Origin of the sequence: Catenulispora sp. GAS73, assembly GCF_041262085.1 — a bacterium.
Classification (GTDB): Bacteria; Actinomycetota; Actinomycetes; order Streptomycetales; family Catenulisporaceae; genus Catenulispora.
In genome coordinates, this window is the sequence record NZ_JBGCCM010000062.1 from 1 (window position 1) to 21,090 (window position 21,090).

Consider the following 21,090-nt stretch of genomic DNA (forward strand, 5'->3'; position numbering starts at 1 on the left):
TGGCGCTATGGAGTCGAGGCAATCCGAGCCGAGGAGGTAGGTAGTGGCCACCATAGACATCGCCCTGGAGAAGTTCGACACCTCGAAGCAGCAGCGCCGCCGGGCCGTGTCAGAAGCAGTTCGTCGTCTCGTTCTGCGAGAAGATCGACATCACCGGCGCGGTGACCGTCAGCGGCACCGCGTGGGCGATCCCGGAGTTCGACCAGGACGCCGCCGGGCTGAAGCAGACCTGCGCCACCTGGCCTACCTATCAGCCGCAGAACGCTGACGAACACAGGCTTACGCTGCCCACCGACCCGGTGGACGGCCACAAGCTGCAGATGATCTGGAAGTTTCCCGCGGGGGTGGGAACCACGGACATCTCCAAATATGCGGGCAACAACAGCATCAGTATCGACGATGCCGGCTTTCAAGATGTCGGCGTGGACGTGAACAACACCACCGCGAGCACCGGTTCCGTGCTGGTCAACCCCGATGGCTCAGGGGCGTTGAGCTTCAAGGACTTGACTGGCGACACCGGGAAAATCTCCGGCACCATCACCTGGACCTGCGTCGACAGTCAATAGCTGGCGGCGCCTCCGCGCGGGCCGGCCGCTTCGGGCGCGGCCGGCCCGCACCCATTGACAAGGGCGGGTTTCTCCCGGCCGTGGCGACATCTTTATTTCCGGGCATTCCAGCGCGTCTCGCTGACATAATCCAGGCGTGGAACGTCGCAATGGCGTCGGGACGGCGTCCACGGTCCATGGCCGCATCGCTGAGCTGCACACCATCGCGCAACTCGTTGCGAGCCCGGCCGCCGGCCCACGCGCCGTCCTCGTCACCGGAGAGCCCGGAATCGGAAAGTCGACGCTGCTCGAAGCAGGCGTCGGCCTGGCACATGAGAACAATCTCCTGACGCTTACCGCGCGCGGCAGCCTGGCCGGCGGCCAGCGCTCGTTCGGAGGGCTGGTGGACTTGTTGCGGCCGCTGGCCGAGGCGGATTTTGCCGGCTTGCCCGAGCCCCAGCGGTTCGCGCTGAACGTCGCCCTGGGCCGGGCCCCGGCCGAGGCCCGGGCCGGAGCGGTCGGGCCGCGCGAGATCGCCGCCGGGCTGCTCGCCGTCCTGCGCCGGCTGGGACCGGCGCTGATAGTCGTGGACGACCTGCCCTGGCTCGACCTGGCGACCCTTGACGCGCTCCGGTTCGCGCTGCGCCGGATCGGCGAGGGACCGCTGCGGATCCTGGCCTCGCGGCGGACGTCGGGGGCGATCGAGGAACCCGCTTCGTACAAGGCCGCCGACGACGTCCTGCCCGCCGGGACGTTCCAGACGCTGGCGCTCGGGCCGGTCGATCGCACGACCATCAAGGACCTGCTTCTGGAGCGGCACCAGTTGCAGCTTCCGGTGGCGGTGTTGTCCGGCGTGGTCAAGCAGACCGGCGGCAATCCCTTCTGGGCGTTGGAGATCGGCGCCGCGCTGGCCCAGACCCCCGGGCTCGACGGCTACCTGCCGATCCCGCCGACCCTGTCATCGCTGGTCGCCAACCGATTGGCGAAGCTGCCGCCCGAGGTGGTGGAGGCGCTGCTGGTGGTCGCGGCGCTGCCGCAGCCGACGCCGGCCCTGGCCGTGCGCGTGCTGCGGACGGCGGTCGCGCGGCCCGAGGCGGCGATCGACGACGCCGTCGCCTCCGGGGTGGTCACCGCCGAGGGCAGTCACCTGCGCCCGGCTCATCCGCTGCTCGGTTCCGCCGCGTTGGACGGCCTCACCCCGGAGCGCCGCCGGGGCCTGTATCGCCGGCTCGCCGACACGGTCACCGATCCCGAGCAGCGGGCCCGGCATCTGGTCCGGGCGGTCGAGACCGGCCCCGATTCCGAGACGGCCGCGGCGGTCGAGGCCGGAGTGGCCGTCGCCGAGGGACGCGGCGCGCTCGCCTCGGCGGCCGAACTCGCCGAACTCGCCGTCGGCTTCACCGCGCCCGAGGGCCGCGAGGATCTGCGCCGTCGCCGCCTGACCGCCGCCCGGCTCACCCATCGCATCGGGGACATGGCGCGCGCCGTCCGGCTGGCCCGCGACGTGAGCGACGGCGCCGACGTCGACACCACCCGCGAAGCCCTGGCGGTGCTGGTCGAGGCGACGTACTGGACCGAGGGACGCCAGGCCGCGCAGGCCGTGCTGCGCCCGCACCTGACCGGCCCGGCCACCGACGAGCACCTGCGTGCCGTCGCGCTCTCCCTCGCCGCGGACTACGGCGACGGCCTGGACACCCCGCGCCCGGAGCTCGTGCGGCTGGCGCTCGCGTCCTTCGACCGGGTCGGCGCGGACGCCGACGCGGTCGCGCTCTGCTCGGCCCTGCGCTACGAGGTCGGCGTCAGCCTGGACTCCGGGCGGGGGATCCCGGAGCACGTCGTGGTCCGCATCGCCTCGTTACAGGGACGCGCGGCGAACCAGGCCAGCTGGGCCCGGCTGTCCGTGGTACTGGGCTTCTGGCGCAAGGCCGTCGACGATCTGGACGGCTCCCGCGACGCGCTGAACGCCGCGATCGCCCAAGCCCAGGCCGAAGGCGACGACGCCGTGCTGCCGACGCTGTTCAGCCATCTGGCGGTCACCGAGAGCTGGGCCGGCGACCTGACCGCGGGCCGCCGCGCGGTCGCCGACGGCCTGCGTCTGGCCGCGCCCGGCGGCGTCGCCCCGCTGACGATCACCGCCGCCGACGGCATGCTGCGCGTCCTCACCGGCGACTTCGACGGAGCCCGGACCCTGATCGCCGAGCAGCGCGCCGGCGGCCGGGAGACGATCCAGCCGCAGGGCGACATCTTCTACGAGCACGTGCTCGGCCTCGCGGCACTGCTCGACGGGGACCCCGAGGACGCCCGGACGCGGCTCCTGCACGCCTACCACCTGGCGCAGGGTGCTGACATCCTCGAACCCGGCCGGCGGCAGCGGCTGGAGCCCGACCTCGGGCAGGCCCTGGTCGCGACCGGACGCCTCGACGCCGCCGCCGAGCTGGCGGCCGAACAACGCGAACTCGGCGAGCGGATGCAGCGGCCGACGCTCATCGGCATCGCGCACCGCCTGGACGGATCTGTGCTCGCTGCCCGCGACGACCTCGACGGCGCGATCACCGCGCTGAAGCAGGCCGTGGCCGCGCACGAGCAGTCGCCGCTGCGGCTCGAACTCGGTCGCAGCCTGCTGGCCCTCGGGGGCGCCTACCGCCGGCGGCGGGCCAAATCCGAGGCGCAGCCGGTGCTCCAGGCCGCCGTCGAGCTGTTCACCACCGCCGGCGCGGCTCCGTTCGCCGCGCAGGCCCAAGCCGAGCTCGACCGCATCCAGCGCTCGCGCACCGGCGACGTCCTCACCGCCACCGAGACCACGGTGGCCGAACTGGTCGCCGGGGGCTTGAGCAACCGCGAGGTCGCCGAGCAGCTGGTGACCAGTGTGCGCACGGTCGAGGGGCACCTCGGCTCGATCTACCGCAAGCTCGGCGTGCGCTCGCGCACCGAGCTCGCCCGCCGGCTCGCTCCGGGCCGGACCTGACACCACCAGTGCAGCCACCGCTAGAAATGACAGTGCACACCATGAACCGACCGAGCATCGCCCAGCCCGAGATATCGCAGCCCGAGCCGTCGCAGCCCGCGTCAGCACAGTCCGCGTCAGCGCAGCCCGGGATACCCCGGCCCGCCGGCCCGGCGTCCCCGATGTTTATCTCGCGACCCGCCGAACTGGCCGCCGTGCGCGAGCTGATCGCCGACCCGGCCGGCCGTCCCCGCGCCCTGGTGCTGACCGGCGAGGCCGGGATCGGCAAGTCCACCGTCTGGTCGGCCGGGGTCGAGCTGGCGCGCGAGGCCGGATGGCGGGTGCTGTCCGCGCGCGGCGACCAGACCGAGACCGGGCTCTCCTTCGCCGGCCTCACCGATCTGCTCGATCCGGTGCTCGACGAGGTGCTGGACCGGCTGTCGGACGCGCAGCGGATCGCATTGGAAGTCGCGATGGTGCGGCGGCTGCCCGACGGCGGCCGCCTTGGTCCGAACGAGATCGGGAACGCCGTCGCGGCGGCGATCCGGGAGCTGGCCCGGGACCGGCCGCTGCTGCTGGCGATCGACGACCTGCCGTGGATCGACGGCGCCACCGTCGCAGCGTTCGAATACGCACTGTCCCGCTTGGGCGGCGAAGGCCTGCGTGTGCTCGCCACCCAGCGCACGGCCAGCACCCTGGCCGCCGCGCCTCCCGCGCCGGAGCTGCTGCCGGCCGACGACGTCCGGTCGGTGCCGGTCACGGCGATCGATGTCACCGCCGCCGACGAGCTGCTCGCCGAGCGGCTGGACCTGCGGCTGCCGCCGACCACCTTGCGCGGACTGGTCGAGCACAGCGGGGGAAACCCGTTCTGGATCCTCGAATTCGGCGCGGCTCTGCGGCGCGGCGACGGCGACCGGGCCGAGCTGCCCGTCCCGACCGCGCTCACCGACCTGGTGCGCGAACGCCTCGGCAGCCTGCCGCCGGACGCCCGGCAGGCCCTGGTCGTCACCGCGGCGCTGCCCCAGCCGAGTCCGGAGCTGGTCATCCGCGCGCTGTCGAAACAGGCTGACGACCCGATCGACCCGATCGCCGCGGTCGAGCGGGCGGTCGCCGACGGCGTGTTGACCGTCTCCGAGTCGCAGCGACTGCGGCCGGCTCATCCGCTGCTCGGCGCGGCGGCGCTGGACGCGCTGCTGCCGCTGGCCCGCGCCGGGCTGCACCGGCGGCTCGCCGAACTCGTCGAGGACCCCGAGCAGCGGGCCCGGCACGTCATGCTCGCCGCCGGCGAGCCGCCGGACGCCGAGACGGCCGATCGGCTCGCGGCCGGAGCCGAGGCGGCGCGCGGCCGGGGCGCGGTGTCGGGCGCGATCGAGCTTGCAGATCCGGCGATCCGGTTCACCCCGCCGGAGCTCGTCAGTGCTCTGGCACAGCGGCAGGTCGACACCGCCGAGCTGTATTACATGCGGGGCGACATCGAGAAGGCTCGTGAACTGGCGGCTACCGCCTGGGCTGCGGAGTCCGCCGAACCGTCGGTGCGTCGGCGTGCCCTGGCGTTGCTCACCCACACGTCGCTCTATACGCAAGGTGCGGCGGCCGCTCAGAAGGTGGTGGACGAGGCCCTGGCCGAGACCGCCGACGACCCTTGGCTGCGCTCGCTCGCGCTGGCCTTCGCCGCCGACTTCAACGTCGCCAGCGACCCGCCGCACGCCCGGCGTTCGGCGGTCGAGGCGATCGAGATCTGCGACCGGCTCGGTGCCGAGGCCGACCCGACCGCGCTGTCCACGGCGTTGCTGGCGCTGGTCGAGATCGACATGTTCGCCGGCCGAGGCCTGGACCGCTCCCTGGTCGAGCGGGCCGGGGCCGCGCAGGCCGACCGGCGCTGGATCCCGTTCATCGAGCGGGCCGAGGTGCGGTTCGGGCTCAGCGTCAAGTACGTGGACGACCTCGACACCTCGCGCGCGGTGCTGACCCGGATGGTGCGGACGGCGCAGGAAATGGGGGAGACCTCTGCGACGCTCGTCCTTCAGGCGCACCTCGCCTACACCGAAGTCCAGGCCGGCCGGCCCGGTGCGGCGCGGGCGGCGTTGGCAGCCTTCGAGGACGCGGCGCGGGAAGCCGGACCGGGCATCGGCGAACCGGCCTCGCTCACCGTCGCGCGCGCGTTGCTGGACATCATGGACGGCGACCTGGACGGGGCTGAGGCGGCGTTGCTCGCCGCGCTGGAGCGGCTGCCTCCGATCCCGCTGGTGCGGGTGATCATGGACACGCCGCTGGCCACGATCGCGCTGCTGCGCGGGGACGTCGGGCAGGCGATCACGCTGCTCGACGGGGTGCTGGAGCAGGCGCGGGCGGTGTACGTGCACGAGCCCGCGGCGCGCGGACGTCCCGAGGGCGACCTGGGGCAGGCGCTGGTCACGGCCGGGCGGCTGGCGGAGGCCGAGGCGGTGGCGAGCGAGCTGGCCGAGATCGGGGAGCGGCTGGGGCGTCCGACGCTGAGCGGGATCGCGTTGCGGGTGCGGGGATTGATCGCCGCGGCGCAGGGGGAGCTGGACGAGGCGGCGGAGCTGCTGACGCGCGCGGTCGAGGCGCACGACGCCTCGCCGATGCCGATCGAGCGCGGGCGGAGTCTGCTCGCGCTCGGGCAGGTGCAGCGGCGGCGCAAGGCGAAAACGGAGGCGCGGCAGGCGTTGCAGGACGCGCTCGACTGCTTCGACTCGCACGGCCATCGGCCGTTCGCGCAGCTGGTCGAGGCCGAGCTGGCGCGCGGGCAGCGGGCCGGGGCCGGCTCGGTGCTGACGGCGTCCGAGCAGCGGGTCGCGGACCTGGTGGCCGGCGGGTTCACCAACCGGGAGGTGGCGGCACGGCTGTCGATGAGCGTGCGGACGGTCGAGAGCCATGTGGCCTCGGTGTTCCGCAAGCTCGGGGTGCGGTCGCGGACGGAGTTGGCGGGGCGGTTCCCTCAGTAGGGACGGGATACGCGTAGTTCCACGGGTTAAATGAGACATCGAAATCCCTAGCGTCGGTCGTGTTGGTTCGACAGCTAGGGGAGATGTCATGCCGATCAGGCGAAAGATCGCGGTCGCGGTCGCTGTTCCGTTGCTGCCATGGGGGTTGGCGGCGTGTTCCACCGGTGGGAAGTCGGTGAGCGGGGCTGCGTTCGGGGCGGGGCGGGGGTCGGTATCGGTTTCGGCTTCGAGTTCGGCTTCGGTTTCGGCTTCGGCTTCGAGTTCGAGTTCGAGTTCGACTGTGGGGGCTGCCTCGGGTTCGGGTTCGGGTGCGGCTGGGGCGGCCGGGGGAGCTGACACTTCGGCGAGTTCGGTGCCGAGCGCCGATTCGAGCACGTCGTCAGCCGATTCGAGCGCACCGCCCGCGTCCGGCGGCGGCTACTGCGCGGTGCTCGACGATTTCGAGACCGAGCTGACGCAGGTGGACAACACCCCGGCGAGCGTGGCCAAGCTCAAGACCACCATGGAGCAGATGAAGCAGGCCACGCCGGCCGAGATCGCCCCGGACGTCACGGAGGCCGCGACCGTCGTCGGTCAGATCACCGACGGCGGCGACGCCCAGACCCAGACTCAGGATCCGGCCTTCCTCACCGCAGTCGGCAACATCAGCACGTGGCAGTCCGCGCATTGCGCACTCGGCTCGCAATGACCGCCACGGTGCGGTCCGACGGCAATCCGCCGCCGTCGGCCCGCCACTTCACCACGATCGAGATCGGAGGCGACGGCTTGTGGACGGGGTAGAGGGAGGAGATGGTGCCGATGGCTCGGACGGCGAGGCGCCGGGGCAGCACGCGACCGCCTGGCTCGGCAGCGTCCCGGACGACTGGCAGCCGCCGGAACCCCCGACGTCCACCCTGATCCCGCCCCAACCGGCGGCGTTCCCGCAGACCTGGACGCACGCCTTCACCAACAGCACGATCCTCAACACCGACGGCACCAGCAGCACGCACTACCCCGACGGAACCCAGGACGTGCGGGCACCGGACGGAAGCTGCTGGCGCCTGGCGCCGTCGGGCGCGGTCGTGCACGCCTGGCAGGAACCACCGGTCCCGCAATGGCACCCGGTGGAACCGACCGCCGCCGCCCAACCCGGCGGCGGCACCGTGGTCTACCACCCCGACGGCAGCAAGGAGCTGTGGTACGGGACGACGCGGGTCGCCCGCTTCGCGCCGAACGGGATGCCGGTGGAGTGAGGGGGACCGCCGGCTTGCGACGGGAGCAGGGGCCCGCCGCAAGCCGGCTGGGTGAGGCCGCACGCTCGGCTGCCCGGCAGGCCCAGCCGCCGTCGGCGACTCCGGCTGCCCGCCAAGCCCGGGTGCGCCTCAGCCCTCAGCCCTCAGCCCTCAGCCCCTCAATCCGCGAGTCGCGCCGGGAACCCACCGGTCGCCACCGGCCCCCAGCGCCGAGGCGTGACCCGGATGATCGACTTGCCCTGCTTCACCATCGCCTCGCGGTACTCATCCCAGTCGGGGTGCTCTCCGGCGATGTTGCGGTAGTACTCGACCAGTGGCTCGACGGAGTCCGGCAGGTCCAGGACCTCCGCGTCGCCGTCGATCTGCACCCAGGGCCCGTTCCACTCGTCCGACAGCACGACGACGCTCACCGCGGCGTCGCGCCGCGCGTTGGTGGTCTTCGCGCGCTCCGGGTAGGTGGACATGACCAGGCGGCCCGAGTCGTCGACGCCGCACGTCAGCGGGGACGCCTGCGGCGAGCCGTCGGCGCGCCGGGTGATCAGCAGGGCACGGTGCCGGGGCCGGACGAACTCCAGCAGCGCGTCCAGGTCGACGGAGGTGTTGGTGGCGATGGTGCGGGGCATGTCAGGGTCCGCCTTAGGTAGGGACAGGCCGGGTTGGGTGGAGCCGGAAAGCGTCGGCCGCCGACGAGTTTACTGAAACCCGCACCCCGGGTTCGGGGCGTCCTCCGACAACGGACTCCCCGCCGGATCCACATACAGCACGTCCAACACCACCGGCGTCGTCCCCAGATTCCGCCCGATGTGCACGTTGTCCGCCCCGCTGGGCTCCGTGAACGACGTGTTGTCGCTGTACACCTCGGTCGTCGTGCAGTCCGCGTCGTTGTGCGTCAACGTGCCCTTCTCGACGTACGCGTACAGCGTCCCGTCGTGCCAGTGCCACCCCGTGCTCCCGCCGGGCTCGATCGTGATCTGCCGCCGGATGTAGTCCGTCCCGAGGAACGTCGACTTGCTGATGATCGTGCCCGACACCCCCGACGACGGCGTCGCGCTCGCCACCCCCGGCGTGAGCGCCGCGGTCGCGGTGACGGCCCCGGCGATCGCGAATCGACGATAGATGCCCGGCATGGTCGGCTCCTTGCATGAGTCCTGTTTTGGCTGCTTTTGCCCAGGCTACCCACCATCAGCGCCAGTACCGCCAACGCCGCGCCGAAGCCACACACGGCGCCCCATCCGTAGGCGCTGTAAAGGCTCGTCGCTGCGATCGCCCCGCCGCCGACGCCGAACAAGTAGTAGACCATGTACCCGCCGATGACCCGGCTGGTCGCCTCGGGATTGCCGGCGACGATCAGGTGCTGGTTGGTCACTGCAGGGCCTGGCCGGCGAAGTCCAGGACGACGATGCCGACGGTCAGCAGGACCAGCGAGAACGGCGCTGCGCGTATCGCCGCCCAGGACAGTACGAGCAGGACCAGCATGACGGTCGTGACCGTCGAGGCGCGGCCGCGGTCGGCGAGCCGCCCGGCGCCGTTCGCACTGAGCGTGCCCGCGGCGCCGACGACGCCGAACAAGCCGATCTGGGACGTCGACAGGTGCCACGGGGCCGCGGACAGCGGCAGCGCCACGGAGCCCCACAGCACTCCGAAGCACCCGAACTGGAACAGCGCTCCCGCGACCGGTCCGAGCAGCACGGCGGGCACGGTTTCGGCGGCCATGGACAGGCCGGTCGCCATCGTCGAGCCGGTCAGGCGGAGGACGAAGAAGGGGGCTGCGACGAGCAGGAGCCAGGTGCCGATGCTGGAGAGCAGTTGGCCGGTGAGGATGAGGCGGTAGTCGCGGTTGTGTAGGGTGCCGAGCACGCTGGCGCGTTTCTCGTCGATTCCCGGGTTCCCGTCCGCGGCCGTTCCGACGACTGAGGGGCTTCATGGACCCCCTCACGCTTCCCGTCTCCACGGTCTACCCTTAAGGGGACACACGGCGGCGGAAGGCTTACGGCGCACCGGCCAGACCGCTTCAGAGCAGCACTGGGAGCACGGATGAGCTCGCTACCGGCGGAGCACTCGGTCGGTCCGCTTGTTGTGGGATCCGAGGACAGCGGCCCCACCGTCCTGCGCATGGTGCTGGGCTCCCAGCTCCGTCGTCTGCGCATCGCCGCCGGCGTCACCCGCGGCGCCGCCGGCTACGAGATCCGTTGCTCGCACACCAAAATCAGCCGCATGGAGCTGGGGCAGGTCAGCTTCAAACGGCGGGACGTGGCCGATCTGCTGACCCTGTACGGCGTCACCGACGACACCGAGCGCGAGGCGATCCTCAGCCTGACGGCGCAGGCCAACGCGCGCGGCTGGTGGCACAACTTCGCCGATCTGATGCCCGGCTGGTTCGAGGTCTACGTCGGGCTGGAGGAGGCCGCCTCGGTCATCCGCTCGTACGAGGCCCAGTTCATCCCGGGCCTGCTGCAGAGCGAGGACTACGCGCGCGCGGTCATCCGGGACGGCTATCCGCTCGCGTCCCCCGACGAGATCGAGCGCCGGGTGCGGCTGCGGATGAACCGGGCCCGGCTGGTGCACAGCCCCGAGCCGCCGCGGATCTGGGCGATCGTCGACGAGGCCGCCGTGCGGCGCCAGCCCGGCGGCGCGGCTGTCATGCACGCGCAGCTGGAACACATGCTGGAGCTGTGCCGGCTGCCGCACGTCACGGTGCAGGTGGCGCCGTTCGCGCGGGGCGGCCCGGCGGCCGCCGGGCCGTTCACCATCCTGCGCTTCGCCGAGCCGGCCCTGCCGGACATCGTGTATCTGGAACAGCTCACCGGCGCGGCGTACCTGGACAAGCGCGAGGATCTGGACGCCTACACGACCGTGGTCGACCAGCTGGCGGTGCAGGCGCTGACGCCGTCGGAGACCATCGGATTCCTCACCCGGATCGTCGAGGGGTACTAGACGCGTAGCAGCCGGTCACCGTCGCAGGTCCCTTATTTCGCTCGCAGTGGATCTCAAGGCAGGATGGTGGCCTCCACATATGGCGAAACACGGCGAACACAGGTGGGCTCCATGACCGACGAAGCGCAACAGCGGCCGGCGTCCCAGATCGACAGCAGCGTTCCGCACTCGGCGCGGATCTTCAACTACTGGCTGGGCGGCAAGGACAACTACCCCGCGGACCGTGCGGCCGGCGACCGGTTCCGCGAGGTCTTCCCGGAGATCGTCGACCTGGCCCGCAGCGGCCGGCAGTTCCTGGTGCGGACGGTGCGCTACCTGGCGACCGAGACTCCCGTACGCCAGTTCCTGGACGTCGGCACCGGCTTGCCCACGGCGAACAACACGCACGAGATCGCGCAGGGGATCGTGCCCGAGTCGCGGATCGTGTACGTCGACAACGACCCGCTGGTGCTGGCGCACGCGCAGGCGCTGCTGGTCGGGACGCCGGAGGGGGCCACGGACTACATCGAGGCCGACCTCGGCGACCCCGAGGCGATCCTGACGCAGGCGGCCAAGACGCTGGACCTGAGCGAGCCGGTCGCGATCGTGCTGATGGGGATCCTGGCGCACATCGAGGAGTACGACCGCGCGCTGGCGATCGTCCGGCAGCTGATGGACGCGGTCCCGTCGGGGAGCTACCTGGTGGTGCGCGACGGGACGAATACCAACGCCGCGTACAGCGAGGCGATCAGCCGCTACAACCAGAGCGGCGCGGTCCCGTACAACTTGCGGAGCCGCGACCAGATCGCCGGGTACCTCGACGGCTTGGAGCTGGTGGAGCCGGGCCTGGTGTCGTGCCCGCTGTGGCGTCCGGACACGATGGACATCGGGACCCCGGTGGAGCTGGCGGTGTTGGGCGCTATCGGTAGGAAGCCCTGACGAGAGTTCTGGCTCGCTCTGCCCGGCCTGCCGACGCCGATCCGGAATCGCACCGCGCTCACCGCTGAATTCCTCACCTTCCGGATCGGCGTCCGGCCACCGCTGCTTCCTCCACTTCCGCCTTCTCACTTCTCCTTGGCGTAGTCGGTGAATCCCTGCCAGTCGATCATCACGCAGGGCTCACCCCCGACGACCCACGCGTCGTGCCCGGGCGCGATCTCCAGGAACTCGCCGGGGCCGATGTCGGCCTGCTCGCCGTCGTCCATGACCACGTGCATGTGGCCGGACAGGCAGTAGCCGACGTGCGCGGCCTGGCAGCTCTCGGTGTGCACCATCGGCTTGATGTGCTTGGACCACTGCCATCCCGGTTCGAAGACGGCGCGGCCGAAGCCGCCCTCGTCCATGGCGACGAGGTCGAGATGCCCCATCCCCTGCTCGAAGGAGCGGGTCTCCTCCGGCGCGTCGAGTGACTTGTGCAAGAGGCCTGTCATGGATCCTCCAAGACTCGGGCCCGGCCCCGCTGGGGAGCCGGACGCATCGGTCCGTACCCGACCACCACCGACCACTAGTGGCTGACCGGTACCTTCTCCTCGACCAGGAACGACTTCAGCTGTTCCCGGAACTCCGGCGTATCGGTCTCGCCATGAACGGCGACCGCGTGCATAGCCGCGGCGTCCATGACTTCCTGCTCCTCGCCGGCAATCGTCAACGTGCAGCCGACCTCACTCGGAAACTGCCGGCAGTCTGCCACCTTGCGGGACATGCGAATGCCCCCTTTCCACGAGCCGTCGCCACCCCGACAGCACGCCAGAGCGGCCTCCCTCTCATTCAAGCCGCGTCAGCACCACTCGGCGATCGTGCTACTGCATTTAGGTGACGTTCGGCGTGCGAGCGTGCTTCCGCGTCGCGCGAGGCGCGGGTATTGCAGTTACCCTGCGCATTCAGGGTCGAGGCGTCAGCGTCAATCTGTCCTTGCTCGCCGCCGACACCGCGGATCTCGTATACGGCCACGGCAAGGTGCGGAAGGTCCGCCACAGCGGCAGCTGGTCCAGGTAGTGCGGGTCGTCGACGTGCCCCGAGGCGCCGGTGAGGTTGACCCACGTCGACGCGTCCAGGTTCGACAGGTCCACCAGCATCCGCATCGACGGGAGTTCGTCGACCGAGAAGTCCTTGGCGATGTCGAAGCCGGTGGCGTCCACGACCGACGAGCCCCCGGACACCGGGACCGGATCGCCGTTCACCAGCCACTTGACGAACCACGGACCGCCGGTGCCCAGGGTCTGGTTCGTCGGCGTCAGCTTGTGCAGGGCGCCCCACTGCCACTGCTTCACATCAGAGCCCTGCTGCGATGTCAGCTCTGCCGCAGCCTGGTCCATCGCCCTCGCCAGCATCGCGTCCCGGTCGCCGTTCCACCAGAAGCTGGAAGCGTCGGGCAGCAGCGTGGTGGCCACGGCGAACCAGCGGTCGCCGCCGTCCACGTCGACCGAGGACGGCAGTTTCGCCTCGAACGCGTCCTTGCAGATGAACTTCCAGACCTCGTAGAAGTACGCCGCGGCGGCCGACGTATCAGGGGTCGTGTAATCCCAGCCGTCGAACAGCGCGCGCGCCGCCTGCGTCTGCTTCTTCGGCGACGCCGGCAGCCGCGTCAGGTACGGCACCAACACGGACGCGAACTCGTTGCGGGTGTCGGACTCGATCGCCCGCATCCCGTCGGCGTCGATCTTCTTGCCGTCGGCGGTGGCGGCCTGCAGGCGCTTGGTGATCTCGTTCGCGCGGTAGCCGTAGTCGAAGTCCTTCGACAACAAGTACGGGTACTGCGATCCGATGATCGGGTTGTTGGCGGTGACCACGAACTTGTCGGTCGGGTTCAGGACATGGGGCAGCTGTTCGAAGGGGATGTAGCCGGTCCACTCGTACTCGTCGGTCCAGCCCGGCACGGGCCAGGTGCCGTCTCCGTTCTTGCGGATCGGGATCTGGCCGGGGGTCTGGTAGCCGATGTCGCCGGAGGTGTCGGCGTAGATCATGTTCTGTGACGGCACCGCGAAGTTGGCGGCGGCGGCCCGGAAGGAGTTCCAGTCGGTCGCGCGGTCCAGAGCGAATAGGGCGTCTGCGGTGTGTCCGGGCGTGAGCGCCGTCCAGCGCAGGGCCACGGCGTAGCCGTTGCCGGCGCCGGCGATGTCCTTGTCGGCGTCGGAGACCAGCGGCCCCTGATTCGTCGAGCGGATGGTCAGCGGGACCGACTTGCCGCCGGCGACCTTGAGGGTCTCCTGGCGGACGGTCAGCGGGACCTGGTGGCCGTCGTACTCGTAGGTGCTGCCGCTGATCTTCTCCAGAACCAGGTCGCTGACGTCCTCGGTGCCATTGGTGAACCCCCAGGCCACGGTCGGGGTGTGGCCGATCACCACACCGGGCGTGCCGGGCATGGTGAAGCCCGTGACGTCGTACGGGCACGCCGCGTCCACGGTCGTGCAGTGCAGGCCCATCTGGTACCAGATCGAGGGCAGCTGCGGAGCCAGGTGCGGGTCGTTGGCCAGCAGCGGTTTGCCGGTCGTGGTCAGGTCGCCGGACACCACCCAGGAGTTGGAGCCGACGCCTTCGACGGTCGGCTGTAGGAAGCCGGGCAGGGCGGAGACGGTGTGCGAGAGGTCGGCCAGCGCACTGGCTGCGGAGGCCGGGAGCGCGGCGCCCGACAGCGGGTTGTCGGCGGCTGGGGCGGCGTTCTGGTCGAAGGCGCCGTTCACGACAGCACCCTGATGAACGATCGTCGGGTGGTCGGCCGGGTAGGGCGGGAACAGCTGGTCCACCTGGGCCTTGGTCACCTTCTGGGAGGACAGGGCGCGGTCGATCTCCGACTGCATGTTGTCGCGCAGGTCCCAGGCCAGGGCCTTGAGCCAGGACAGAGAGTCGACCGGGGTCCAGGTGTAGGGGGAGTAGTCGGTCTGCAGGCCGAGGACCGCGTACTCCACTGACGCTTTGGAACCCTTGTGATCCTTCAAATACGCGTTCACGCCATCGCAGTAGGCGCTCAGGTACGCCTTCGTCTCGGGGCTCAGGCCGTCGTACTCCTGCTGGGCGACGTCGCGCCAGCCCATCGTGCGGATGAACTTGTCGGTGTCGACCTGGCCGGAGCCGAACATCTCGGACAGGCGGCCGGCGGTGACGTGGCGGTAGACGTCCATCTGCCAGAACCGGTCCTGGGCTTGGACGTAGCCCTGGGCGAAGAAGAGGTCGTGGGAGGTGGAGGCGTAGAGCTGGGGGATGCCTTGGGCGTCGCGGTCGACCTCGACGTTCGCCTGCAAGCCTGGGACGTGCAAGGTGCCGGTGGTCTGGGGGTAGGAGGCGTGCAGCGAGGCGTTGACCCACCAGGTGCCGGCGCCGACGAGGACCACGAGCAGGGTGGCGAGGGCGGCGGCGGTGATCTTCGTTTTGCGGAAGCGGCGACGGGCGCGGGGGTGGGGTCGGGGGTCGGAATCCGTTACCGGGTCTGGGCTCGCGTCCGATGCCGGGTCCGGCTCCGGGAGGTCGTCGTCGGTCTGCATCGCGGCAGATTACGGGTCTTCCTCAGGGGTTGGGAATAGCCTGGTGGCATGCTGAAGTGGGCTTGGTCCTTTATTGACCGTCCGGAACGAACGTTCGAGGAAAGTGCGCGGTTTTGGACGGCGATCACGGGCACGACGCTGTCCGCGCGCCGTGGAAAACGCGAGGAGTTCGCGACACTGTTGCCGGGCGGGGGAGACGGCGACGCGTCGGTGAAGTTGCAGGGCGTGCTGAGCGGGAACGGCGCGCACATCGACCTGGAATTCGACGACTTCGAGGGGGCGTTGGCGCGGGCCGTCGCGCGCGGTGGCGCGGTGGTGGAACGGGACGACGCGTGGGCTTATGTGACGTCGCCGAGTGGATACGGGTTCTGCGTCACCGCGTGGCACGGCGCGACGCGGGTGGCGCGGCCGTTCGTGGCTCCGGACGGGACGCGTAGTCGGTTGGATCAGGTGTGCATCGATATCGCGCCGTCTGTGCATGACACGGAGGTCGCGTTCTGGAGCGATCTCACTGGGCTGTCTGTGGAGGTCAGTCGCAGGTGGGAGGAGTTCAGCTGGCTGGAGCCGTTGCCGGGGTTTCCGGTGGGGGTGTTGTTCCAGCGGATCGGCGAGGAGCGGCCGACGTCGGCACATCTGGACGTCAGCAGTTCCGATGCCGACGCCAGTCGGGTGTGGCACGAGTCGTTGGGCGCGGAGTTCCTCGGCGAGCAGGCGAACTGGTTGGTGATGCGGGATCCCGGCGGTGGGATCTACTGCTTGATCCGGCGGGAGCCCGAAAGCTGAGGGGTCTCAGGGCACGTCGTCACGTCGCCGGTTCGGGGCCACGCGGACCCGGTCGCGTCCGGATTCCTTGGCCGCGTAGAGGGCCATGTCGGCGGCGACCAGCAGGTCGTTGAGCGCGTCGGCGGAGTCCGGGAGGGTGGCCACGCCGACGCTGACCGTGACCGGGTGCGTCCAGTCGCGGGAGGCGGCCCAGATCTCGGCGCGCAGCGCGTCGGCGCGGGCGCGGGCCTGCGGGGCGGGGCAGTCGGGGAGCAGGACGCCGAACTCCTCGCCGCCGACGCGGCTGACGGTGTCGCTGGATCGGACCAGGCGGGGCAGGAGGTCGCCGAGCGCGGCGAGGGTGTCGTCGCCGGCGGCGTGGCCCCAGGTGTCGTTGATCGTTTTGAAGTGGTCGACGTCGACGGCCAGCAGCGAAAGGGGCGCGCGGGTGCGGCGCTGTCGCGTGACCTCGCGTTCCAGGGCCTCGTCGAACGCGCGGCGGTTGCTCAGCCCGGTGAGCGGATCGGTGCTGGCCTGCTCGGCGAGGGCCTGCTTGAGGCGGTCGGCCTGGTCCCGCACGCGGCGGATGACGACCAGCGTCAGCACCATCGAGGTGGTGATCTCGACCCACGTGGCGAACCGGTCGGGTCCCGAGCCCGCGGCGAGGATGACGGTGAGACACACCGCGACGATGCCGAGCGTCCAGTACGCCGTGCGGCGCGGCAGCAGGTACGCGGCGAAGAGCAGGGGCCAGTTGAGCAGGAGCATGCCGTCGGCGGCGTTGCTGTGGTTGAGCGCCAGCGTGAGCGTGATGAGAAGCGCGGACACCGCGGGCGTGGCGCGCAGGACGAGGTCGGGCGCGGGACTGGGCAGCAGGACGTAGATCAGGCCCCAGACGGCCGCGACGGCACACGCGCCGAGGAACTCGAACCAGCTGGCAGAGAACACACCACCCTGCGGCGGCCCGAGAACGAGCGTCAGGAACGTGCCCAGGCCCGCGCCGACGAGCAGAAGCTGACCGGCGAAGCGGGTGGCGAAGCGCCGGTGCTCCAGTTCGCTGCGCTCCCAGATGGCGGTGACGGACGGATGATGCGGCTGCGGGTGCGAGCGCCGGAAGCGTCGGTGGCGGGGATGGGGCGCGGGGGAGGCTGGGTCTTTGGGGAAACGGTTCGCGGTGGCGAAGCGCTTGCGGTGCGGCGGGGCATCGGCGGAGTGGTTGGAGGTGGCTTGCTCGGGCTCGGGAGATTGCGGCTCGGTGGCAGGCTCGGGGCTGGGTAGCGTGCGTGGCGGCTGTGTGGTCGGTTGGTTGGAGGCGGTTTGCTCGGGCTCGGGAGATTGCGGCTCGGTGGCGGGCTCGGGGCTGGGTAGCGTGCGTGGCGGCTGTGTGGTCGGTTGGTTGGAGGCGGTTTGCTCGGGCTCGCGGGATTGCGGCTCGGTGGCGGGCTCGGGGCTGGGCAGCGTGCGTGGCGGCTGTGCGGTCGGTTGGTTGGAGGCGGTTTGTTTCGGCTTGAGCGTGCTGGAGCCCTCGGCGAGCGAGTCAGGGGACTGTCTGGCCGGGCGTCCGGGCTCGGGTTCACATCGCGGCTCGGCAGCCCCGTCCTCCGGCGACGTCGGCTGCTCCGGCGCCACCCACCGTCGGCGCCGGCCCCGTTCCGCGTCCCGCTCCCGGTCCCGCACCGGCGTCCCGTCGTCGGCCGCTCCCTTCCGCTCGGCGCTCATGATTCCGTCTCCGGCAGGGTCCCGTGGATGCGCGGCTCGTCCTCGTCGTCCTCGTCGTCGGGCTCGGGCGTGTCGTCGTCCAGGTCGTCGTCCTCCTCCAGCGCCGCCAGGCCGTGCGGCAGCTTCACCCGCCCCGCGCGCATCAGCGCCGTGGCCTCGCGGACCGGCATCGGGCGCGCGTACAGGTAGCCCTGTCCCAGGTCGGCGCCCATGCGGGCGAGGGCCCGGCGCTGCTGGGAGGTCTCCACGCCCTCGGCGACCACCATCAGGGTCAGCGATTTCGCGATGCCGATGATGCCCTTCACCAGGGCGGTCTGGCGGGGTTCGTCCGGGACGCCGTCGACGAAGGCTTTGTCGATCTTCAGGGCGCTGACCGGCAGGTCTCGGAGGTAGGACAGCGAGGAGTAGCCCGTCCCGAAGTCGTCCAGGGAGACGCCCACGCCGCGCTTCGTCAGGGTCCTGAGGTTCGCCAGCGCGGTGCCCGCGCGGTCGATCAGCGAGCTCTCCGTCGCCTCCACCATCAGGAACGCCGGGTCCAGGCCGGCGTCGGTCAGGGCCTTGCTGACCTCGTCGGGGAAGCCCGGGTCGCGGAGCTGGTGCGCGGAGACGTTCACCGAGATCTTCACCGGGGCCAGGCCCTGGGCCAGACGGGTGGCGTTCCAGCGGGCCGTCTGGTCGGTGGCGGTGCGCATGATCCAGCGGCCCAGCGGGAGGATCTGGCCGGTGGCCTCGGCCAGCGGGATGAACTCGTCCGGGGGGATGATCGTGCCGTCCGGCTGCGGCCAGCGGACCAGGGCCTCGAAGCCGCCGATGTCGCCGTCGTCGAGCCAGACGATCGGCTGGTAGTAGAGCTCGAAGGAGCCCTCGGCCATGGCCCGGTCCAGTCCGGAGCGGCGGGCGGCGCTGCGGGCCAGCTCGGCGCGCAGCCGCGGGTCGTACATGCGCCAGGTGTTGGGACCGCCGCCGCGCGCCGCGTGCAGAGTCATCTCCGCGTCGGCCAGCAGCGAGGCCCCGGTGGCGCCGACGGTGCAGGTGGCGACCGCGCCGGAGGTGGTCACGGCGATCGGGCCGACGTAGAACGGCTTGTCCTCGCCGGGCATCCCGACCGGCAGCGTCGGCGACTCCTCGGCGCGCCGGACGGCCAGGATCGCGAACTCGTCGCCGCCGGTGCGGGCCAGGACGTCGCCGGGGGCCAGGCGTGAGCGGAGCCGCTCGGTGACGTCGCGCAGCACCTCGTCGCCGGCCTCGCGGCCGTGGAAGTCGTTGATCTCCCGGAAGCGGTCCAGATCCAGCAGCATCACGGTCACCGACACGCTCGGCGACGCCAGCTGGACCGCGTCCTCCAGGCCGCGCATGAACGCCAGCCGGTTCGGCAGGTCCGTGAGCGGATCGCGGTACGCGTGCCGTTGCAGCGTGCGCTCCAGGCCGCGTGCGGTGGTCACGTCGTGCAGCGACAGCACGAAACCGCCGACCGTCGGCTCGGCGCGCAGGTCGGCGATCGTGGCCTCGACCTCGTGCGGGTCGCCGCGGCCACCGTTCCTGCCGTTGCCCCCGACCCCGCCCTCGCCGCCACCGCCGGTCCCACCGCCGTCATCAGGCCCGCCGCCGGCCGATATCTCCCAGTCCCGTTGCACCGGCGGCTGCGGTGCCGGATCGGAGGCCCGGACCGCGACCTCGGCCGCGTAGACCTTGCCGACCACCTCGGTCAGCGGCCGGTCCCGCACCGGCCGGTCGCCGAACAGCTCGGTGGAGGACGGCGAGGCGTACCGGACCCGCAGCTCGTTGTCGACGATCAGGATCGTGTCCGACGTGTTCTGCACCAGTGCCCGGAAATACGCCTCGCTGTCCCGCCTGGTGATCTCCTGGCTCAGCGTGATCCGCTCCAGCGCCGCCGACGCCTGCCGCGCCAGGATCTCCAGCGCCCCGCCGAGCACCGCCAGATCCTCCTCGGCCGCCGCGACCACCAGCACCCCGACCTCGGCGTCCAACGGCACCACCCCGGCGTGCTCCTCCGGCCCGAGCCGGACGGCCAGCGGTGGCGGAAGGTCGGTGGTGTGCACGACGTTCGCCGGGTGGAAGTGCTCGCGCCGCTTGGTCCCGGCCCGGCCGGCGGCCTCGGTACGGTAGGGCTGGTCCGCCTCCGAGATGAACACCGCGGCCGAAGCGCACACCTCGGCCAGCATCTTCCGCCACACCGCGGACTCCAGGTGCGGCAGCGGGGTCGGGACCGTGGCGCGCACGTCCCCGGCCCCGCCGTCCACGCTCCCCGCCGCGGCCACCCGCACCCCCTCGTTCCCGTCCACGGCCACCAGCACCGCGTGCGCCGCCCCGCGCCCGGCGAACAGCCCCGCGGCACCGTCGGCCAGCGCGGCGGCCACCTGCCCGCTCCCGGCGGCCACGCCCAGACCCTCGCTGGCGGCCAGCAGGATCGACTCGCGCGTCAGCGCCTGCCGGTGCGAGCGCACCATCACCCCGACCCGGGCCAGGATCATCAGGTAGACCCCGAGCCCGATCATCGGCCCGGCCCAGCCGGTCGCCAGGGTGCCCCGGGCCAGCTCGACGGCGTTGATGATCGGCGTCACCAGCGCCGCCAGCACCAGCGGGGCGATCCGGGGCGGCCGGGACCACGCGGTCGGCAGGGCGTCGCGGGCCGTCTCCCGCACCGGTCTGGTCAGGTCGTGGGCCGAGGGCACCAGCGCCGCGGCCACCCAGCAGGCCGCGAACATCAGCCAGGAGAACTCCAGCACCATGTTCCCGGCGTGCGAGCCGAACCAGTTCGAGGAGTTCAGCCGCAGCACCGACTCCACGACGTCGGCCCCGGTCTGGAACAGCGCACCGAGGCCGAGCAGCCACAACGCGACGTTGCGCGACCCCGGTGAGATGATCAGCCGCAGCAGCATGCCCAGCAGCAGCAGGTCCCCGAGCGGGTCCAGGATGGCGATCAGCCGGTAGTCCCAGGGTTCGCTGCCCTGCTGGTAGTACGGCACGATCAGGTAGACCCACGCCGCGTAGGTCGCCGCGAACACCACGATCAGCGCGTCCAGCGTCCCGGCCGAGTCCCGGCCGACCAGCCGGTGTTTCATCACCAGCCGAAGGCCCACCAGCGCCAGGGGGTAGCCGAACAGCCCGAGCCAGTCCGCGAAGTCCGGCAGGCTGTGCCGCGCGTAGGCGAAGTCGGAGTGGTTGGAGGCCATCAGCAGGCCGCCGGACGCCGCCAGCAGGTACCAGGCGTGCGCGTACGGAGGCCGGTTCGCCCGGATCCCCACGGCCATCGTCACGGCCGTCCATGCGGCCAAGACGAACCACGCCGCGCTCCGCATCGTCTCCGAGGCGAAGAACACCGCCAGGATCACCACGAGCATGCCGGTGAGGACGCCGAGCAGGCGCCGTTCCCGCCCCGGCCAGCCCGACAGCAGCGACGGTGATCGCATTCCTCAAAAGTGTCACAGGCGCAGCCGCGGCGCCTGTTGAAGCCGGGGCGAGGGTGTCAGGTGAGTGTTACGTGGTGGTTACTCTCCGAGCAGGTGGGTG

Annotated in this window: 16 protein-coding genes; 8 read left to right on the forward strand and 8 right to left on the reverse strand. The window is 71.3% G+C overall.

Annotated features, from left to right (window positions below; genetic code table 11):
* The first annotated feature begins 161 nt into the window (after positions 1 to 161).
* The 5 genes from ABH935_RS48325 to ABH935_RS48345 all read left to right on the forward strand — a co-directional run bounded on the left by ABH935_RS48325 (position 162) and on the right by ABH935_RS48345 (position 7,687).
* The gene (locus tag ABH935_RS48325) at positions 162 to 566 is read left to right on the forward strand and encodes a hypothetical protein (RefSeq protein WP_370384767.1); all 405 of its coding nucleotides are present in this window, start codon (positions 162 to 164) and stop codon (positions 564 to 566) included.
* Between the two features lie 136 nt (positions 567 to 702).
* The gene (locus ABH935_RS48330; protein WP_370384768.1) at positions 703 to 3,510 is read left to right on the forward strand and encodes an AAA family ATPase; all 2,808 of its coding nucleotides are present in this window, start codon (positions 703 to 705) and stop codon (positions 3,508 to 3,510) included.
* A gap of 41 nt (positions 3,511 to 3,551) precedes the next feature.
* Positions 3,552 to 6,455 carry an AAA family ATPase gene (locus tag ABH935_RS48335; RefSeq protein WP_370384769.1) on the forward strand — a complete coding sequence of 968 codons (2,904 nt, stop codon included), beginning with the start codon at positions 3,552 to 3,554 and terminating at the stop codon, positions 6,453 to 6,455.
* Between the two features lie 352 nt (positions 6,456 to 6,807).
* Positions 6,808 to 7,143 carry a hypothetical protein gene (locus tag ABH935_RS48340; protein ID WP_370384770.1) on the forward strand — a complete coding sequence of 112 codons (336 nt, stop codon included), beginning with the start codon at positions 6,808 to 6,810 and terminating at the stop codon, positions 7,141 to 7,143.
* Between the two features lie 79 nt (positions 7,144 to 7,222).
* Positions 7,223 to 7,687, forward strand: coding sequence for a hypothetical protein (locus ABH935_RS48345; protein ID WP_370384771.1), 465 nt, complete (start codon positions 7,223 to 7,225; stop codon positions 7,685 to 7,687).
* 158 nt (positions 7,688 to 7,845) lie between these two features.
* Here ABH935_RS48345 and ABH935_RS48350 read toward each other — a convergent pair whose 3' ends face one another.
* The 3 genes from ABH935_RS48350 to ABH935_RS48360 form a co-directional block, all read right to left on the reverse strand.
* Positions 7,846 to 8,310 carry a PPOX class F420-dependent oxidoreductase gene (locus tag ABH935_RS48350; protein WP_370384772.1) on the reverse strand — a complete coding sequence of 155 codons (465 nt, stop codon included), beginning with the start codon at positions 8,308 to 8,310 and terminating at the stop codon, positions 7,846 to 7,848.
* 69 nt (positions 8,311 to 8,379) lie between these two features.
* The gene (locus tag ABH935_RS48355) at positions 8,380 to 8,814 is read right to left on the reverse strand and encodes a cupin domain-containing protein (RefSeq protein WP_370384773.1); all 435 of its coding nucleotides are present in this window, start codon (positions 8,812 to 8,814) and stop codon (positions 8,380 to 8,382) included.
* A 235-nt stretch (positions 8,815 to 9,049) separates the two neighbouring features.
* Positions 9,050 to 9,544, reverse strand: coding sequence for a hypothetical protein (locus tag ABH935_RS48360; protein ID WP_370384774.1), 495 nt, complete (start codon positions 9,542 to 9,544; stop codon positions 9,050 to 9,052).
* A gap of 177 nt (positions 9,545 to 9,721) precedes the next feature.
* Between ABH935_RS48360 and ABH935_RS48365 the strand changes: the two genes are divergently transcribed.
* Both ABH935_RS48365 and ABH935_RS48370 read left to right on the forward strand, forming a co-directional pair.
* The gene (locus ABH935_RS48365; RefSeq protein WP_370384775.1) at positions 9,722 to 10,621 is read left to right on the forward strand and encodes a helix-turn-helix domain-containing protein; all 900 of its coding nucleotides are present in this window, start codon (positions 9,722 to 9,724) and stop codon (positions 10,619 to 10,621) included.
* Between the two features lie 111 nt (positions 10,622 to 10,732).
* Positions 10,733 to 11,539: an SAM-dependent methyltransferase gene (locus ABH935_RS48370; RefSeq protein ID WP_370384776.1), complete on the forward strand. Its 807-nt coding sequence runs from the start codon at positions 10,733 to 10,735 to the stop codon at positions 11,537 to 11,539.
* Positions 11,540 to 11,664: 125 nt separating this feature from the next.
* On the opposite strand, the gene ABH935_RS48375 is transcribed toward ABH935_RS48370, so the two are convergent.
* The 3 genes from ABH935_RS48375 to ABH935_RS48385 all read right to left on the reverse strand — a co-directional run bounded on the left by ABH935_RS48375 (position 11,665) and on the right by ABH935_RS48385 (position 15,078).
* Entirely contained in the window at positions 11,665 to 12,030 is a 366-nt protein-coding gene (locus ABH935_RS48375; protein ID WP_370384777.1) for a cupin domain-containing protein, read from the reverse strand.
* Between the two features lie 74 nt (positions 12,031 to 12,104).
* Positions 12,105 to 12,302 carry a DUF1059 domain-containing protein gene (locus tag ABH935_RS48380; protein ID WP_370384778.1) on the reverse strand — a complete coding sequence of 66 codons (198 nt, stop codon included), beginning with the start codon at positions 12,300 to 12,302 and terminating at the stop codon, positions 12,105 to 12,107.
* A 178-nt stretch (positions 12,303 to 12,480) separates the two neighbouring features.
* Complete coding sequence (locus ABH935_RS48385) at positions 12,481 to 15,078, reverse strand: penicillin acylase family protein (RefSeq protein ID WP_370384779.1); 2,598 nt, start codon at positions 15,076 to 15,078, stop codon at positions 12,481 to 12,483.
* 48 nt (positions 15,079 to 15,126) lie between these two features.
* Between ABH935_RS48385 and ABH935_RS48390 the strand changes: the two genes are divergently transcribed.
* Entirely contained in the window at positions 15,127 to 15,861 is a 735-nt protein-coding gene (locus ABH935_RS48390; RefSeq protein ID WP_370384780.1) for a VOC family protein, read from the forward strand.
* Positions 15,862 to 15,867: 6 nt separating this feature from the next.
* Here the strand turns inward: ABH935_RS48390 and ABH935_RS48395 are convergent, their stop codons facing one another.
* Positions 15,868 to 17,559, reverse strand: coding sequence for a diguanylate cyclase (locus ABH935_RS48395; protein WP_370384781.1), 1,692 nt, complete (start codon positions 17,557 to 17,559; stop codon positions 15,868 to 15,870).
* Positions 17,556 to 20,990 (reverse strand): putative bifunctional diguanylate cyclase/phosphodiesterase, encoded by a 3,435-nt coding sequence (locus ABH935_RS48400; protein ID WP_370384782.1) that lies wholly within the window; start codon positions 20,988 to 20,990, stop codon positions 17,556 to 17,558. The genes ABH935_RS48395 and ABH935_RS48400 overlap by 4 nt, the downstream gene beginning before the upstream one ends.
* Between the last annotated feature and the right edge of the window lie 100 nt (positions 20,991 to 21,090).